This window comes from Calothrix sp. NIES-3974, assembly GCF_002368395.1.
Taxonomy (GTDB): domain Bacteria; phylum Cyanobacteriota; class Cyanobacteriia; order Cyanobacteriales; family Nostocaceae; genus NIES-3974.
This window is the reverse complement of sequence record NZ_AP018254.1, coordinates 4,213,178-4,230,455: the sequence shown is the minus strand read 5'-3', so window position 1 is coordinate 4,230,455 and position 17,278 is coordinate 4,213,178. Positions and strand designations below refer to the sequence as shown.

Genomic DNA, 17,278 nt, shown 5'->3' with positions numbered 1-17,278 from the left:
CTCACGATTCAACTTACTTGCTTGAAAGTGAGTAGCTGACACGTACTCCTGTACTGTCATGTACTGTTTATACCGTTTTACTTTGGAGTTGATACATTTAGGGAATGCAGGGGAAGAAGATGTATCGAAATCATCAAAGTTTTAGGGAAATGGTATTACATCGGGAGCAATGGAAGTGGTTTTTCCCCGACACCCTCCGAGAAACTGCTACATATCTACACTATTCACTACTCCCCATTCCCTACTCCCTATTTCTAAGCGAGTTGTGCAAGGATATTTAATCCAAAATCCAAAATCACTCCAGATTGTGTCTAATCAAGACCTTGACTGTTGCTGGTGTTCCCGGAATTAAATTGATGGGGTTTTGAGTTAGTTGATGATAGTCAAAGCTTATTTTGACTGGAGCTTGAACAAAAGTACGATTTTGGTGCTTATTTGTAATTTTTGGGTCTATATGCGGTATTTTTTGTACTTGACCAGAAATCGTTTGATTTCCGAAGCTACTGATGTTGATTTTGACGGGTTGTCCCGGTTTGATATTTCTGAGTTGTTCTGGACGAAAATGGGCGGCAATTGAGTTGGGTTCAGGGATGAGGGACATCAGGGTTTGACCTGGTTTGACCTGCGTTCCTGCCTCAATTTGACTAAAGCCAATTTTACCATGCATGGGGGCGATAATTTTGGTGGATGCTAGTTGATATTTGGCTGCTTGGAGTTGTTGTTGTTGTTGGGTGATGATATTTTGTGCGATTTTGACTCTGAGCTTGCTAAATTCGTAGTTATAAATTTGTTGATGAATTTGTTGGGATTGATTAACAAGTTCTTTTTGGTGGTTGAATTTGCGGATTTGCTCCAGGTTTTGTTGTGTCTGGATTTCCTCCTCCCGTTGGTCGCGAGGAGATGGGGAGTGGGGTACACTGGATGGAGCGGGTAATTTGGCGATTTCTGCATCGAGATAGTTTAGTTGAGCTTGTCTGAGTTTGGCTTGCATTTGTTGCCATTTTTCCAGACTCTGATCACGTTTAATTCGCAATCGTTCGTAGTATCTTTGGGTGGGGACAAGAGTTGCAAGGGATATTAAGCCTTGTTGGTTTAGTTGACGATACCTTTGGTGATCCAGTTCTGCTTTTAAATAAATTTCGTCTAGTTTTTGGACTTCCTGACGTGTATTGTGGATATTGGTGCGGAGATTTTTGATATTTGGAATTTGAATTTGGTGAATTTGCTGGAGTTGCTCGGTTTTTGGTTTTTGAGTTTGGGTTTGGCGTAAATTTTCCTGTGCAAGTTGTAATGCTAATGTGGCTTGTTGTAAATTCCCCTGTGCTTGTCGCAATTTGGCTGTGTATGGTTGGGAATTTAATTGGGCAATTACTGTTCCTTTTTTGACTGGTTGTTGCGGATGGACAAAGATTTTTTCTACTTTACCGGAAATACGAGCATCGATGCTAGTAATGTTACTGAAGACATAGGCATTATTAGTGGCTTCAAATGATTGTAAATACTGCCAATGTCGCCATCCCCAGAAGAGGATTGCGATCGCACTCGTACTAATCAATCCGAAACCAATTAGGAATAGGGGGTTAATCAACAATGATTTCCCTAACCAGGGTTGAATGGGTGAAGTTTCATCTGGGGGAGTTGGTGCAGATGGCTCATGGGTGTGAATTGGTTGAGAAATGTCAGAGTTTTGCATTTTTTCCTTGATAGTCGCAACCTGTGATGCTGAAAACAACACTAAAACTGCTGTGGGAGGAGCCTAAGTCCAGCATCCCATATTCCGGTATTCCTGCAAAATCTCTCAGTAATCTCATCCGGAAATCTTGACCGGATTTGAATCTCGGTGATTTGTGTAATCTCGTACTTCATGAATTAAGTAATATCACAGCACGTTAAATATGAGAAAATACTAAAACTTTAATAAATACTTACTCACACTCTCTATCCTCAGTTGCATCACAAAAAGGCTATTCTCAAACATGTATCAAAATCAACCTCAGAAATTTTCTTTCCTATTACAAAATCAATGGCAATTAAAGCTAATTCCTATGTTGACAGGATGTGCATGGGTAATAATACCGATGCAAATGGGATTAGCAAATACCCTAAATAGTCAGGAATCCTTGACAACATCAGGGAATTCAATGGTCTCCGCAAAACCCTTGACTGGAGATAAACTACAAATAGTCCAAATTCCACCGGGTCGGGATATTCCTCCCCCCCAAGATGTCACCCCTGGTCAACCGGGAATACCGGAATTGGAAACACCGAGACCGATTATTCCTCTCCCCTCCCCAGGGGAGTTACTCAATCCGCAAACACCCCCACCCCCATCCCAAATCGATGAAAGTGCTGTTCCTTCTCGCATTTTTGTCAAACAGTTTGTGGTGGAAGGGAGTACAATCTATAAACCGGAGAAATTCGCCGAAATCCTAGAAAAGTATACGAATCGGGAATTATCATTTGTCGAATTACTGGAAGCGCGATCGCAAATTACTAAGCTGTATGTAGATAATGGTTATGTCACCACAGGAGCGATTATTCCCCCCCAGGAAATTAAAGACGGAATTGTCAAGATTCAAGTTATCGAGGGGGAATTAGAAGCAATTAAGGTTTCTGGAGTATCCCGTTTAAACCCCAACTATATTCGCAGTCGTTTGCAATACTCCATCCGTAAACCTGTGAATGTTCCCCAAGTTTTAGAAGCTTTGCGAACACTGCAATTAGATCCTTTAATCGAAAACCTCTCCGCAGAACTGGGAGCAGGTGTACGTCCAGGTACAAACGTCTTGGAAGTACGGATACAGGAAGCAGACAGCTTCAGGACGGAAATTGTCCTAGATAATGGACGTTCACCGAGTGTGGGGACTTTTAGAAGAAGGGTGCAAATTAGCGAAGGGAATTTACTGGGATGGGGGGACGGTTTATCAGTTGGTTATACCAATACGGATGGAAGTAATGCCTTTGATGCTAGCTACTCCTTACCAATCAACCCTCGCAATGGTACAATTAATTTTTCCTACAGCGTCACCGCTAACAACGTCATTGAAGCACCCTTCAACGACCTAGATATTGTATCCAATTCCCGTACCTACGAATTGACATACCGTCAACCACTCTACCAAAGACCATCCGGGGAATTCACAATTGGATTTACCGCATCCCGACGGGAAAGCGAAACCTCCCTCCTGGATACACCTTTTCCCCTGTCACCTGGAGCTGACGACCAGGGTCGAGTTCGAGTTTCCGCACTGCGATTTTTCCAAGAATGGTCACAACGGGATACGACCCAAGTATTCGCAGCGCGATCGCAATTTAGTATCGGAGTCGGTGCATTTGATGCCACAATTAATGATAACGCCCCCGATAGTCGATTTTATCTCTGGCGTGGACAAGCTCAGTGGGTCAGATTACTTGCACCAGATACTTTACTCTTGATTCGTGGGGATGCGCAAATTGCCGACCGTCCCCTATTGTCCAGCGAACAATTTGGTTTAGGTGGTTTAGGTAGCGTTCGCGGTTATCGTCAAGATTTTTTACTTACAGACAATGGAGCCATATTTACCACCGAAGTCCGTCTCCCTGTTTGGAAACAAAGGCAAAATTTACTACACATTATCCCCTTTATTGATATTGGTACAGCCTGGAATAAATCCGGTAATGAAGCCAGATTAGACAATAATACTTTGGCATCTATCGGTTTAGGATTACAACTCAACCTTGGTGAACGGTTTAACGCTCGTTTAGACTACGGTATTCCCCTAATTTCCGTAGATTCACGCAAAAATAGCTGGCAAGAAAACGGGATTTATTTCACCATCTCCACAACTCCATTTTAAGTTAATAGGAGACAGGAGTTGCATCTTGTGACTGCTCTATGTGGTGACACAGGGATAAAGCTTCTGCCTTCATTATCCGACGTTCTGGGGGGGTTTCGTGGGTTGCTTTCCGAGGTAAAACATGTACTCTATATTTATTTAAGAAGTTTTTTTTATCCCAGAGCTGCATTTACAAATCACCATAACAAATGACACGATTTCTGTACGACCAATTTTCCAAAAGCTATTTAGAAGAATTATTACAACCACTAGGAACCGTACAGGTTGCTCGTGAAATTGCAGGAGAAGTGCGAGAAGTTGATGTTTGGTTTTCTCCCAAGGAATCAGTTGATGCAGCAGAAGTATCCCGTTTAGGATTATTGGGAAGAATTGCGGCAACACCTGCTATTTTAGAACCCTTTCGCAACGCTACAACACCGACGGAAATCTGTAGCTGCCTATTAAAATTATTAGAAATTCGCGGTGAATATGAACGTGATGCTAAAAGGAATCAACAAAAGTTAACAGAAAGCAGTTTACCGATGCTCTGGATTTTATCCCCCACCGCTTCCCAATCCGTACTTGAGGGATTTGCAGTTTCAGGTGATGAAACAAACTGGGGAAGCGGGATTTATTTCTTACCCAGATATTTACGGACTGGAATCGTCGCAATTCACCAATTACCTAAAACCAGAGAAACACTGTGGTTGAGAATCTTGGGTAAAGGAAGGGTTCAAGATGCAGCAATTGAGTGCGATTCGTTCAGTCTAAACCGAGAAATCGGGGGACGACTGGCTCTCCAAAGTAACCAATAGGTTGAGTACGCACTTAAATCCTTTGGAGATGACAACTACATAATCTTATGAGTGAGAACAAGTATCCTAGAAAGTTCAAGTCTCATCCCTAAGACGCTTAGGTGAAAGCATAACCCCTACGGTAGAGACTAGCCATCAATCCGTAAAGCGGGGTTAAAAGCGGAAAGCAGAGGGTAACCTTAACCCAAAGCCCGTGAGCAAGTCCATACGGATAGCGTAAGCAAAGATACGTCTGAACCATCGTTACTGCAAACCAGTGAAATAAGGATGACACACTGGGAGTCCCAAAAGGGCAATAGTTAGGGAGTTAAGAGGATTTAAATCGACTTAACAGCGTCACCCGAAAACTCGATGGAGAGTATCATCCTATAGTGGACAAACCAAAGATTATGTGGAACGAAGTAATCCACCTATAGCTCTCAGGATTGGTCGATAACCTGAGTAGTCAGCTAAGACGAAACATCTGGTAAAGCAGGCTATTGGTGGAAGAGATTGAGTCAGAAGCGAACGCTCTGTGGTAATAGCAGAGATATGCAGACGGACTCACGGTAATACAGAGTGTAAAGTTGAGAGTAGTAGTAGATATGCCTAAAACAGATTCAAGAAAGAATACTGTAGGATGTGACCAACCTAATATCCTATCTTCGGAAGAAACGGATGCTTTCCTTCGTTGGGAACTAACGGATTGGAAGAAGTTAGAACGGAAGGTTTATAAGCTACAAAAACAAATTTACAGAGCGTCTAGTCGTGGAGATGTCAAGAAAGTTCGCAGGCTCCAAAAAACACTGATGAAGTCCCGAAGTGCAAAAACACTCGCAGTACGTCGTGTCACCCAAGATAACCAAGGGAAGAAAACCGCAGGAGTGGATGGAATAAAAGCATTAACTCCTAAAGAACGTCTTGACTTGGTAGAGAATCTCAAACTTGGGGCAAAGGTTAAACCAACACGGAGGGTTTGGATACCCAAACCCAACGGGGAGAAAAGACCTTTAGGAATACCGACAATGTACGACCGAGCAGTACAAGCTCTTGTCAAGATGGCTCTAGAACCAGAATGGGAGGGCATTTTTGAACCCAACTCGTATGGATTTAGACCGGGACGCTCATGCCATGATGCGATAGCAGCAATATACACAGCCATTAATCAAAAGGCAAAGTATGTATTAGATGCTGACATCGCCAAATGCGTACAAGAATGGGTTCTCATCCTGAAATGCCTACTAGAGTAGCAATACTACTCAAAAAGCAAAAAGGAAAATGCCCATGGTGCGGATTAACCTTCAAAGATGGAGATGTCATGGAAATAGACCACATCACCCCGAAAACCTTAGGGGGAAAAGATGAATATAAAAACTGGCAATTACTCCATCGGCATTGTCACGATAAAAAGACGGCTACGGATGGCAGTCTTGGGAATAAATCTAGCTGTAACAGTGCTAACCCGAAGCCACTGATTGACCTAAATAATTATATTTGGGTTAATGATATGTTGGTAATGACGTACACATGACAAGTGCTGTATTACTGAGGAGCGGAATGACGGGAAACTGTCACGTTCCGTTTTGGAGAGCAGTAGAGGGGGCGACTCCTTTACTGACTTTAATCGAACTAGAATCACTTCCTGTTGATGAACCATTACGTACCAGGGCGCTAGAATTATTGTACAGCTTAAAAACCACCTTAGAAGTCAGCCAAAATATAGACGAGGAAGATAGGGAGCTAATTATGCGATTGTCACCACTTTATATCCAAAGGTTAGCAGAAGCCGAGGAACAAGGGAAAATAGAAGGAGAAAAAGAAGTCGTTAAAAGTTTACTAAAAACTCGTTTTGGCTCTTTGGATGAGGAATTATCAAAAATTATCGAACCAATACTGTCGCTACCACCGGAAGAATTTACCCCTTTACTGCTGCAATTATCTCGCGAAGAGTTATTGGAACGTTTTCAAGTTTTTTAAGGTTTCTTCTGGGCTAAATGGAAGGCGGATGCATAGGATAAACTAATATGACCACCGAACTCATTGTCGATTTTTGCTCTTAAACCTTTGTATAACAGCTTTTTTGTTTCTGGATCTAAATTGCGACAGGGTGTAAATGTATCTAGGAGAGTTAAGTATTTATTCCCATCGTAGCGCGTATGACAGATGATGGTTTCGGTTTGTAAATTGTGAAAATAGCCGGAATTAATCACATTTCGCCCAAAACTTCTTAATATCATCTCTTGGTTTTCTCGACCTTCGTATCGCATCAAAGAGGGTGCATATTCTTGATATACTTCGGCTAATTTCTGATAGTCTTCGTATTCTGGTTCTGGTGTCAAATTCCACAGTAACAGTAAATGACCCTCTGGTTTGAGAGCGATCGCGGATTTGGCATAACTGTACTGAGCTGGTATCCAATGGAACACATTAGCTCCTAGTACCAAATCAAACTTTCCGGGTTGAATTTGCCATTCTTCCAGGGCTACATTCAAAAACTTCACCTGGGGATAAAGGCGACAATTTTGACAAGCAAACTCGTAGAAATCCGTATTGGGTTCTAAACACAGCATTTTATAACCCCGTTCAGCAAAACTGATGGTGGCATTACCAGGACCACAGCCGATTTCTAAAATGGTGGCATCACGGGGTAACTGGGCCAAGTGTAAAGCCTGCTTAATGAGGGATTTTGCATACATCGGTCGAGCATGATTATAGGCCGCAGCAACGGAAGAATACCAGGTTTTGCGGGTTTCCAGTTCGCGGTCATGGTAATTTTTGATCGCGGCTTGCCAATTATTCAAGGTATGCTACTCCTTACGCAATGCTACCACGTTTGCGTGCTTCTTTGTATGATGTACCAACGTTGCGCAATCCAGCCTTAATCATTTGTCTTTCCAGCAGAGCAAAGAATCTGGCTTTGTCTCCCCCTTTGACTACTGCTTGATTATGGGCTTCTGCGATCGCAACTGGATAACCATATCCTTTTTGTACCTGGGCTAACATCACTCCCAGGGCTTCATCTAATAATTTACTATCTTCTGCGACCCAACGGGGGATTTCAATTCTAGCAATTTCTGTCCCCACATGTACATAGCAGAAATATATCTCTTGTCCTTGGTATAAATCAAGAATACGCGCATTACTTCGCCATAGAGGTCCCCGTTGTCCGGGTTGGAGTTGGCTTCCCCAGAGGGTTGTATCCCGCAGGGATTCAAATAGTTTACAGGGAACCTTATCTGCTTGATTGGGACACAAACTACTACAATCGGGAACGGGATGGGAACAAGCAGTTAAGCGGAGAAAGTTCATGGCTTCCACATTTCGAGAAGCACTTAAATAACCCATGATGGGAATTTTGGCGGTTTTGAGTTGTTCCCATGCCTGTAAAATTGGTGGTAAAATGCGATCGCGGGCATCAAAGGGTAATTGTTCCAAAAACCAGTAAATTAGGGAACCGTCCACCATTGCTAAGGTAGGTACATATTCAATTTGTCCAGACCGCACCTGGTGAGCTAGTTCGGCTAATACGGTTGCTTCGCTAGCAGTGCGACAAAAACTCATCCATTCTTCGGTACGGATACCCCACTGTCGCGACACGTATAAATCTTCCGCTCGGTAAAACACTTCCGGTAAACTATCCAATAGAGGATGTTTATTTTGTCCGTAATGTAATACCACCCGACCAATATTAATTAAATAGCAATAGGCAATCTCGTGGTGATTCGGAGCTATCTGGGAACCATCGGTTGCAATTACCGTATTAATCTTACTTGGTGCTGGAATTTCCACCTGGGTATGCAACGGTTCCATCGGTGTCGCATTCGCAAACAAAATGCGATCGCGCCATTTTTGTTGTAATTGAACTAACTCATCCTGACGCTGGATTGCTACTTGCAAATGTTTTTGAGCCAATTCTAACCGTTGACGACTAGCAGCAGCTTCCTCTGTCAGGTGTTGACTCAATCCTTGTATTTGTCGCGTCAGTTTCGTTAAATCTAGCATGAGGGATTTTGGATTTTGGATTTTGGATTTAAACCTTAATTATCTACACTCACAAATAGACTCTTTATGATTTATGATGGCGACGTCAGGAAGCAATATCATCATCGTGACTCAGAACTACAATAATCCTTAAATGTCATTGCGTAGACGCGTAGCCGATCGACCGTAGGGTCGTAAGTGCAGACGCACAGCAGTTTATTGCAAAGTAGCAATCTCACCATCACGACTGCGAACTACAATCCTCAAATTAGATCAGGTTTATTATACCTCCCCTGTAGAGATGACGGGTCGTCCCTACCATTGACTAAAATCTCCAGCAAATTGGGACAGGTTAATTAGACGAATGCGGGGATTGGCTTTAGCTGCTAAACGTTCTGTTTCGGTATTATAACCCCAGTCTGCCAAATATAATCCCAACCCCACTAAATCGGCTTGTTGTGCAACCAACTCCAAAGTCTTTAGTCTATCTTCCACAAACCAAACCTGCTCTGTCTGCAAATTATGAATGTTAATTAACTCCCGCAATATCTCATACTTGGGACGTTTATTTTCCTTGCCAAAAATAAAATCACTCCCTAAATTAATTTGCGATCGCTCTAATAACTGCTCAACAAATCGCCCTTCTTTGGTCGTAATAATATACAGTTTTGTCCCACTATTCAAAATCGCCTGAATTTTGTCAACTATCCCCGGGTAGAAACGATGTAAATCTAACCACCCATCTAAATCCTCCCCAATCCACCTATCCCGCAAACCATCCAATTGAGCGCCAATTTGTTTCGCTTGGAGATTATCCTTGGTCAAAATCTCCACCACAATATCCCCCCAATTGGCAAAAATTTCCCCATCCTCCATACCCAACATCAAAGCCCTGATCAATACAGGCATTTCCCAACCCGTCTCAATCACCGCTCGCAATGGATAAAACCTCTGGGCTAAACCCTGGGGAGGATCATAATCTTGCGATCGCCAAATATCTCGGTAGGTTCGCCAAGCTACCTGGAAATACTCTATCAACCCATCACAAATCACACCATCGAAATCTAAGGCTAACAGGTTTGGATTTGCATTCATCATGATTATTTATAAGTATATCAAAATCCTTCTATAGATTAAACCCTATTCACCACGACATAAGTAACACCAAACCCAAATTCCTGAAATTATTCCTAAATATTGCCAGGTTTTTTATCCCGTGAAATGAAATTAACTTGAATAATCGGCTCCAGCAATTCACTGTTCTATTTATTACTTCAAATTAGTCTTTTTTACTGAATATGTACTAGAACGCAAAGAGGGAGTTGGCTACAGGTAAAGCTGACACCAAAACGGATGAAAGTTATTTTGTCTCACTCCCGAATCTCTTTCAAGTCAGGGGATAGAAAGGAAACTAAGCCATTAATTCACACTTACCCTTAACTTGCGAGTAATACAGATAAATCCCATTTCCATGATTTTACACATACTTATTTATACTTCCAAAAGCATCTGAGTATAATTTTTTGTATTTATTTAAAGTGTATTCAATATGACCAAAAAAATCTAAAAAATATCTGCGCAGTATTTTCTGAACTTAAAAAATACATATTCCGTAAATAATCAATATTGGATGTGCCACTTTTTAAAGTGTATATTAATATCAGAATCAGTAATCACAAAAAAACTTATAAAGTCACAGAAAGAATTTAAGAGAAGAGTGGGTTACAAAATATAATTTCAGCCCAAATAGGGTTCAAAACCCTACTTGAACATCTGCAACTGTGTTTCCCTATGGATCAACTCTATGAAGGATAAATAAAGCTGTTTCGAGCCAAAATAAACCTGAACGCCAAACTCAAACCAAGCTCAAACCCTTGAAATAAAAGAGTTTCGCATCTACAATTTATCAATCCTTTTGAACCAACGAATTAGCTAAAATATGAAGCCAAGATGAAGCTAATATAAAGTTTTCATGAAATTGATAAATTTCAATGCACACAATAGGTTCTGAAAGATACACTTACTTTTAGTGTTTATCAGGGAATTGATTGAGGCATTGTTAGAACAATATTGCATCTCCGCGTGTAAATTAAAACCAGACTTTCAGTCGAAATAACTCAATTACAAATCGCTCAAAATTGTCTATTTCTAAATTGCATAATGGATTTTTTTCTGATGTTCCCCTTTAATTAAATTTACTTATATTCATTGGCAATGTAACTAGAATTGACATTTTTGAGATGAACTGACATTCCTTTGTCGGGGGTATCAAGTAATAGCGATCAGCGAAGCTTGACGCAATCATGGGGAAACTTGTGAAGTGGAGAGACAGAATACATCTTCATCATCTCAAATCTTGACAAGGGAGATTCAAGTAATAAATTCGCGTTTCCCAGATGAAATCTCTAGATTTTGCCTAGATTTGGGTTATTACTTGAAAATTCACCAGAATTGAGAAAAAGTCTGGATTTAACCTTGACTGTTAATCACACACAAGGAGTTTTTTATGGTAGGAGGAGATTCTCTACCTACTGCGAAGGTGATTGATTTTCCGATTACTGCTTTAGGTTTTCACCAGCAGATGGAAACAATCTTAACGTGGGCTAAGGCTAGAGACAGTCGAATTGTATGTGTTGCGAACGTACACATGTTGATGGAAGCACATTGGTATCCGGACTTCGGACAGATGTTACAAAGGGCAGATATGGTGACACCGGATGGAATGCCTTTAGTCTGGATGATGCGAGTTATGGGTTGTCATCAACAAGAACGGGTTGCAGGATTAGATATACTTGCGGGAGTATGTGAACTCGCGCAAAAAAAGAGTGTGAGTGTCTTCTTTTTAGGTTCACAAACAGAGATTCTCTCGCGAATGCGGACAAGATTAGAGCAAGAATATCCTAATTTAAAAATAGCAGCAATGGAACCGCTACCATTCCGTCCACTCACTATTGAAGAAGACGCTGCACTAGTGAAGAAGATTAATGACAGTGGTGCAGGTTTGGTGTTAGTTTCCCTTGGTTGTCCGAAACAGGAGAAGTGGATGGGATTACACCGAGGTCGAGTTCAAGCGGTAATGATTGGTTTAGGGGGAGCATTTCCCGTCTATGCAGGATTTCAAAAACGCGCACCGCGATTGGTTAGAGATTTAGGTTTAGAGTGGTTGTATCGTTGGCTGCAAGAACCCCGGAGACTCTGGAAACGTTACACAACAACCATTCCCCCATTTATTTTTTTAGCGCTGAAGCAGTTATTATCATCGCGGCTATTTAGTACACCATTTCGGATTCGTGAACGTTATCTCGGTTGGAAATTAGAGTAGAGAAGACCCGTTAGGTTTTTTATACATATATAGTCGTCATGTAGGTTTAGCCTTCTGATGAGGAACAGTGTACACCAGAATCGACGAAAACGGTTTTTTCCTCGCTTGATGCAGAGGGAGTAGGAATGAGCTATTTACATGGTTTGGTTGTGTTCAAATGATATGGAAATAGTGAGTAGGAAGTCAGAAGAAATCATTTTTATAGATTCTGGTGTAATGGTTACATAAAGACTACTTCCTATTACCTACTCTCGATCCACTTTCTCCAGTTGTCTGAAACTATTTTGTGTTCCCGATTTAATGACTTACAGGATATGTCACCCTGTGATATCTGTGATGTCATGTGTTGCGTTCGAGAAGAGGAGTGCATCAAACCGAATTGATTGCACATCATTCATTCAACAGATTCACATATGCTATCTTTTCCCAAAACAAATTCATTTTCACTAGAGAACAAGTCAGACTCTTATGTTGAGGAGCGTTATCGACAATTCTATCGATTTTTTCCACCCCATACTTCCACCGTTTTAGAAATCGGATGTAATACAGGGAGAGGAGGTCAAACATTAAAAAGAATGAATCCTCAACTGAGGTTATTTGGATTAGATTCAGTCAAAGATAGATTAGAAAGGCTAGAAAGATTATCTCAAAATATTTATGAACAATGTATTTATAGCCTTTCAACCCATATTTTTTGTGAGGATAAAACCTTTGATGCAGTAGTAGTGGGTGAATTTATTGAACATATTTATCCTATTGATGTGGATAAAACACTCACTGAAATATTTCGAGTTTTAAAAGTTGGTGGTAGACTATTAATTATCACTCCGAATCCTTTAGATATCAAAAAAAGAATCCGTGGAGAAAGTGTTTTAGATGAGAGTTCCCACATGTCCCAACATTTTCCCCATGCTTTACGTTGGAAGTTAAAAATGATGGGGTTTACTTCAGTGAAAGTCTACGGGAGTGGAAAAGTGACACGTTATTTAGGTTATTATTTCCCCTGGCTACATATTTACGGTAGTTATTTAATTATTGCCGATAAAAAGTAAGGGAAGATTTTAGATTTTGGATTTTGGATTTTGGATTTTGGATTATCCTTCGGTCGCTCCGCTAGCCTATAGGCATGGCTTTCGCCAGCGCGTCTATGGATTTTGAATTAGGAATTACGGAGCAGAATCATTAATTAAATATTGAAAAATTGGAAATATTTATGATTGGTTATACTGGTAAATAAGGAATATAATTTTTATCACTTATTACCTCTTTTATCAGTAATTTTCCATGAACACTTGTCAATAACCAAACCATGAAAAAATCATTCCTGCTCCCCACTCCCTACTAACTCTATTTACAAGCTAGGAGTTCATGAAAAATCTTTCCCCTCAAATCAAACATGAACAGTATTTCACCACTGACCATCTGAAAGCAGATTTAAAAAGTCGCTCAGTCAGAGGTGGTGCAATCACCATGCTTGCACAAATACTGAAATTCAGTTTGACTCTTGGTTCAAATATGCTGTTAGGACGATTACTCACACCCCAGGATTACGGTTTAGTGGGGATGGTGACGGCAGTAACAGGCTTTGTCACCCTATTTAAAGACCTAGGTCTATCAATGGCAACTATCCAAAAGGATGAGATTAATCATCAACAAGTCAGTACCCTATTTTGGGTGAATCTGGGACTGAGTGGAGTTACAGCCATCATCTCAATTGCGATCGCACCGCTAATTAGTTCTTTTTATCAAGAACCCCGTTTAATGGCAATTACCTTGGCTTTAGCTGCTGGTTTTATTATCAGTGGTCTGGGGATTCAGCACTCGGCTTTACTGAATCGCCAAATGCAGTATCGAGTACTGATGGTTAATGATGTCTGCTCAAACCTACTGGGGATTATCTGTGCAATTGTTGCTGCTTGGTATGGATGGGGTTATTGGGCATTGGTGATTATGCCCCTAGTTAACGCCACAGTTAATACTATCGGTGTGTGGATTACTTGTCAATGGCGACCTGGTTTACCTACACGTCGAGTCGGAGTGCGTTCTCTGCTGGTGTTTGGCGGACACTTAACGGGTTTTAGTATCGTGAATTACTTTGCCCGTCATTTAGATAACATCCTGATTGGGAGATATTGGGGTGCGCAACAATTGGGACAGTATGCTAAAGCATATCAATTACTACTTTTACCCTTGAATCAAATCAATGTACCGATTACGAATGTGGCGATTCCCAGTTTAAGTAGGTTACAAAACGAACCAGATAAATTTCGTGACTATTATCTCAAAGCTTTATCTGCGATCGCATTTTTAACTATGCCGATTACGACTTTGATGATTGTGGTATCGGAAGAGTTGATTGGAACGATTTTAGGTTCTCAGTGGGGTGATGCGATTAAGTTGTTTCGGATTTTGAGTATTTCGGCTTTATTTCAGCCAATTTGTAATACGACGGGTTGGTTGTATATTAGCAGGGGAAAAAGCGATCGCATGTTGAAATGGGGGGTATTTTATTCCAGTTTGGTGGTGATATCTTTCCTAATTGGTTTACCATATCAAGCCTATGGGGTTGCTTTATCCTATGGAATAGTCATGCTGTTACAGGTTTTCCCCTGCATTTATTTTGCTACACGTGGTACATCAATTACCGTATTTGATGTGATAAAAACAGTGCGAGAAATATTGACTGCGTGTATAGTTGCCGGTGCAACTGTATTGTTTTTAAAAACCATAATCGGCGTTTATTTACCAATGGGGATTGCCTTAATTATTTATTGCTGTGTGATGACAGTTGTCTATTTATTATTCATGTTTTATGTGTTTAATCACAGTAGTATGTACCTTCAGTTATTAGGAAAATTCAAAGCAAAGTAGGAATAACTTACATCGTTTATGCTAATGCTTGCTATATATCAGAGGCTATAACCATTGATTATTCTTGTTTCATTTATTGCAAAGTACAAAATAATCGATATTACATGTACTTCCTATACCCTATTTACAAGTCAGTCCACCATATTGTTTTAGACATAGACAAACAAGAAAGAAAATAACTTATCCCTACTCTCTATTCCCTATTCCCTATTCCCTATAGGCAACACAATCATGAAAAAAAGAATAGCCTTTATCGTCGATAACTTTCCCGTCCTATCCCAGACTTTTATTTTAAATCAAATTACTGCTTTAATTGCCTATGGGTATGACGTGGATATATATGCGAATCCATCTCAGGAAATGACAATACATGACGATGTAAACAAATATAATTTATTATTACGTACTAGCTATTTTCCCCAACCTAGTCAACACCATCCAGTCACCTTATGTAAAAGTTTACATCTTTTGCTTCAAGGTATCTGCAAATCTCCCCATGTTCTCAATCAGCTTTATCGAAATATTTCTGCTCTCAAAACCAATGGCTTACCAATTTGGTTCCTACCCTACTTGGCTAGTCCATTTTTCACTAATATATTCCCACAAAATTATGATATTATCCACTGTCATTTTGGTCCTAATGGAATTAAAGGTCTAGCTTTGAAAAGAATGGGCTTAATCACAGGTAAATTAATTACATCTTTTCATGGCTATGATATAACTAAATATATTAGTAAATATGGTGCTACCGTCTATCAGCAATTATTCGCGCAAGGAGACTTATTTTTACCCATTAGTAAACATTGGCAAAATCAACTAATTGAGTTAGGATGTAAACAGGATAAAATTAGAGTACATCGCATGGGAGTAAACTGTGAAAAATTCACTTTTACCCCTCGTCAATATCACCATTCTCAACCCATTCAAATTCTGACAATTGCCCGTTTAGTGGAAAAAAAAGGTGTAGAATACGGTATTCGCGCAGTTGCTCAGTTAGCTTCAACCCATCCTAAAATCTGCTACAAAATAATTGGTGATGGCTGCTTAAAAGAAAGTTTGCAAGTACTGATTCAGGAACTAAATATTGTAGACAAGATTGAGCTATTAGGTTGGAAAGAGCAGAGCGAAATTCGCGAAATTCTGAACCAAAGTCAGATTTTAATCGCTCCAAGCATCACAAGTAGAGAAGGTGATCAAGAAGGTATTCCAGTAGTGTTAATGGAAGCAATGGCAATGGGAATTCCTGTAGTTAGTACTTTACATAGTGGTATCCCCGAATTAGTGAAAGATGGAGTGACTGGCTTTTTAGTACCAGAAAAAGATGTAGAAGGCTTGAGTCAAAAAATCAAATATTTAATTGAAAATCCTCAAGTTTGGGAAAAGATAGGTCATGCTGGACGAAAATTTATTGAAGAAAATCATAATCAGATTCTTCTCAATCAGGAATTAGTTGATATCTATGAAAAACTCTAATATCTTCTGATGAAAATAACTAGATTTATACAATCATGAGAATTTAGCTATGAATTACTACAATCACCGTCAATTTGTGTCCGTTATTATTCCCGTGTTTAACGATAATGAACATTTGCAAATTTGCTTAGAAGCACTACAAAGACAAACCTATCCCCAGGAATTATCCGAAATCATCGTCATTGACAATGGGTCAACTCAAGACGTAGAAAGTGTTGTGAATCAATTTGCGCAGGTAAAATTAACCTATGAAAGTCAACCAGGTTCCTACGCAGCAAGAAATAAAGGTATATCCCTCGCAAAAGGGGAAATCATTGCCTTTACCGATGCTGATTGTATTCCTGGGGAAAACTGGCTAGAAAATGGTGTAGAAAAACTATTAAATACTCCCAATTGTGGATTAGTAGCAGGTGAAATTAAGCTATTTTTTAAAAACCCGCAACGACTAACAGCAGTAGAACTATTTGAAAAGATTGAGTTGAATTTCTTTCAACGAGAAAAACTACAAAAATATCACTTTGGAATGACGGCAAACCTATTTACATTTAAACATGTAATCGAACAAGTAGGTGACTTTGATAGTACTCTGAAATCAGGAGGCGATCACGAATGGGGAGAAAGGGTATATCAAGCGGGTTTTCAACAGGTTTATGCAGAAAATGCCTATGTTTTTCATCCAGCACGACACTCTTTTTCCCAGCTACGTAAACGAATTAGTCGTTTAGTTGGAGGAAGCTTTGATAGGATGATGAATAATAATCCATCATTAGTCGATATTATGGTAGATTTATTAGGGACCTTTAAACCCCCCTTGAGAAGTTTATATCGTGCTTGGACTAATGAAAATTTGCGAACTATTTCGGAAAAAATCAAGTTTATTCGCGTGATGTTTTTTGCCAGATATATAGTAATTATCGAAAAAATTCGTCTCTATTTAGGTGCTGATACCCAAAGGGGATAGTTGTACTATTTTGGATTTTTGATTTTCGATTACTCTGCACCTTTGAGAACCCCTTGTTAGA

15 protein-coding genes are annotated in these 17,278 nt (G+C 40.1%); 10 read left to right on the top strand and 5 right to left on the bottom strand.

The window, feature by feature from the left end; genetic code table 11:
• Window positions 1-295 precede the first annotated feature (295 nt).
• Entirely contained in the window at window positions 296-1,693 is a 1,398-nt protein-coding gene (locus CDC37_RS17010; protein WP_096623435.1) for an HlyD family secretion protein, read from the bottom strand.
• Window positions 1,694-1,976: 283 nt separating this feature from the next.
• Here CDC37_RS17010 and CDC37_RS17005 point away from each other — a divergent pair, with 283 nt between their 5' ends.
• A complete protein-coding gene (locus tag CDC37_RS17005) occupies window positions 1,977-3,836 on the top strand; it encodes a ShlB/FhaC/HecB family hemolysin secretion/activation protein (protein WP_231943094.1) in 1,860 nt (619 codons plus the stop codon).
• Between the two features lies 1 nt (window position 3,837).
• On the opposite strand, the gene CDC37_RS24455 is transcribed toward CDC37_RS17005, so the two are convergent.
• The gene (locus CDC37_RS24455) at window positions 3,838-4,005 is read right to left on the bottom strand and encodes a hypothetical protein (protein ID WP_157780773.1); all 168 of its coding nucleotides are present in this window, start codon (window positions 4,003-4,005) and stop codon (window positions 3,838-3,840) included.
• Window positions 4,006-4,024: 19 nt separating this feature from the next.
• Between CDC37_RS24455 and CDC37_RS17000 the strand changes: the two genes are divergently transcribed.
• The 4 genes from CDC37_RS17000 (at window position 4,025) to CDC37_RS16990 (ending at window position 6,586) form a co-directional block, all read left to right on the top strand.
• A complete protein-coding gene (locus CDC37_RS17000) occupies window positions 4,025-4,630 on the top strand; it encodes a hypothetical protein (protein WP_096623433.1) in 606 nt (201 codons plus the stop codon).
• 584 nt (window positions 4,631-5,214) lie between these two features.
• Window positions 5,215-5,859: a reverse transcriptase N-terminal domain-containing protein gene (locus CDC37_RS16995; protein ID WP_197707015.1), complete on the top strand. Its 645-nt coding sequence runs from the start codon at window positions 5,215-5,217 to the stop codon at window positions 5,857-5,859.
• Window positions 5,844-6,140, top strand: a complete 297-nt coding sequence (locus tag CDC37_RS25000) for an HNH endonuclease (RefSeq protein WP_231943073.1) — start codon at window positions 5,844-5,846, stop codon at window positions 6,138-6,140. The genes CDC37_RS16995 and CDC37_RS25000 overlap by 16 nt, the downstream gene beginning before the upstream one ends.
• Window positions 6,137-6,586, top strand: a complete 450-nt coding sequence (locus CDC37_RS16990) for a hypothetical protein (protein ID WP_157780772.1) — start codon at window positions 6,137-6,139, stop codon at window positions 6,584-6,586. The genes CDC37_RS25000 and CDC37_RS16990 overlap by 4 nt, the downstream gene beginning before the upstream one ends.
• On the opposite strand, the gene CDC37_RS16985 is transcribed toward CDC37_RS16990, so the two are convergent.
• The 3 genes from CDC37_RS16985 to CDC37_RS16975 all read right to left on the bottom strand — a co-directional run bounded on the left by CDC37_RS16985 (window position 6,583) and on the right by CDC37_RS16975 (window position 9,688).
• Window positions 6,583-7,410 carry a class I SAM-dependent methyltransferase gene (locus CDC37_RS16985; protein ID WP_096623430.1) on the bottom strand — a complete coding sequence of 276 codons (828 nt, stop codon included), beginning with the start codon at window positions 7,408-7,410 and terminating at the stop codon, window positions 6,583-6,585. The genes CDC37_RS16990 and CDC37_RS16985 overlap by 4 nt on opposite strands.
• Window positions 7,411-7,423: 13 nt before the next feature.
• The gene (locus CDC37_RS16980) at window positions 7,424-8,611 is read right to left on the bottom strand and encodes a DNA double-strand break repair nuclease NurA (protein ID WP_096623428.1); all 1,188 of its coding nucleotides are present in this window, start codon (window positions 8,609-8,611) and stop codon (window positions 7,424-7,426) included.
• A 294-nt stretch (window positions 8,612-8,905) separates the two neighbouring features.
• Window positions 8,906-9,688 (bottom strand): HAD family hydrolase, encoded by a 783-nt coding sequence (locus CDC37_RS16975; RefSeq protein WP_442861043.1) that lies wholly within the window; start codon window positions 9,686-9,688, stop codon window positions 8,906-8,908.
• Between the two features lie 1,408 nt (window positions 9,689-11,096).
• Between CDC37_RS16975 and CDC37_RS16970 the strand changes: the two genes are divergently transcribed.
• From CDC37_RS16970 to CDC37_RS16950, 5 genes are all read left to right on the top strand, one after another.
• Window positions 11,097-11,912, top strand: a complete 816-nt coding sequence (locus CDC37_RS16970; RefSeq protein ID WP_096623424.1) for a WecB/TagA/CpsF family glycosyltransferase — start codon at window positions 11,097-11,099, stop codon at window positions 11,910-11,912.
• A 413-nt stretch (window positions 11,913-12,325) separates the two neighbouring features.
• Window positions 12,326-12,964, top strand: a complete 639-nt coding sequence (locus CDC37_RS16965) for a class I SAM-dependent methyltransferase (RefSeq protein ID WP_096623422.1) — start codon at window positions 12,326-12,328, stop codon at window positions 12,962-12,964.
• 316 nt (window positions 12,965-13,280) lie between these two features.
• Window positions 13,281-14,783: a lipopolysaccharide biosynthesis protein gene (locus CDC37_RS16960; protein WP_096623420.1), complete on the top strand. Its 1,503-nt coding sequence runs from the start codon at window positions 13,281-13,283 to the stop codon at window positions 14,781-14,783.
• A gap of 231 nt (window positions 14,784-15,014) precedes the next feature.
• A complete protein-coding gene (locus tag CDC37_RS16955; RefSeq protein ID WP_096623418.1) occupies window positions 15,015-16,256 on the top strand; it encodes a glycosyltransferase in 1,242 nt (413 codons plus the stop codon).
• Window positions 16,257-16,305: 49 nt separating this feature from the next.
• Window positions 16,306-17,217, top strand: coding sequence for a glycosyltransferase (locus tag CDC37_RS16950; RefSeq protein WP_096623416.1), 912 nt, complete (start codon window positions 16,306-16,308; stop codon window positions 17,215-17,217).
• The last annotated feature ends 61 nt before the right edge of the window (window positions 17,218-17,278 follow it).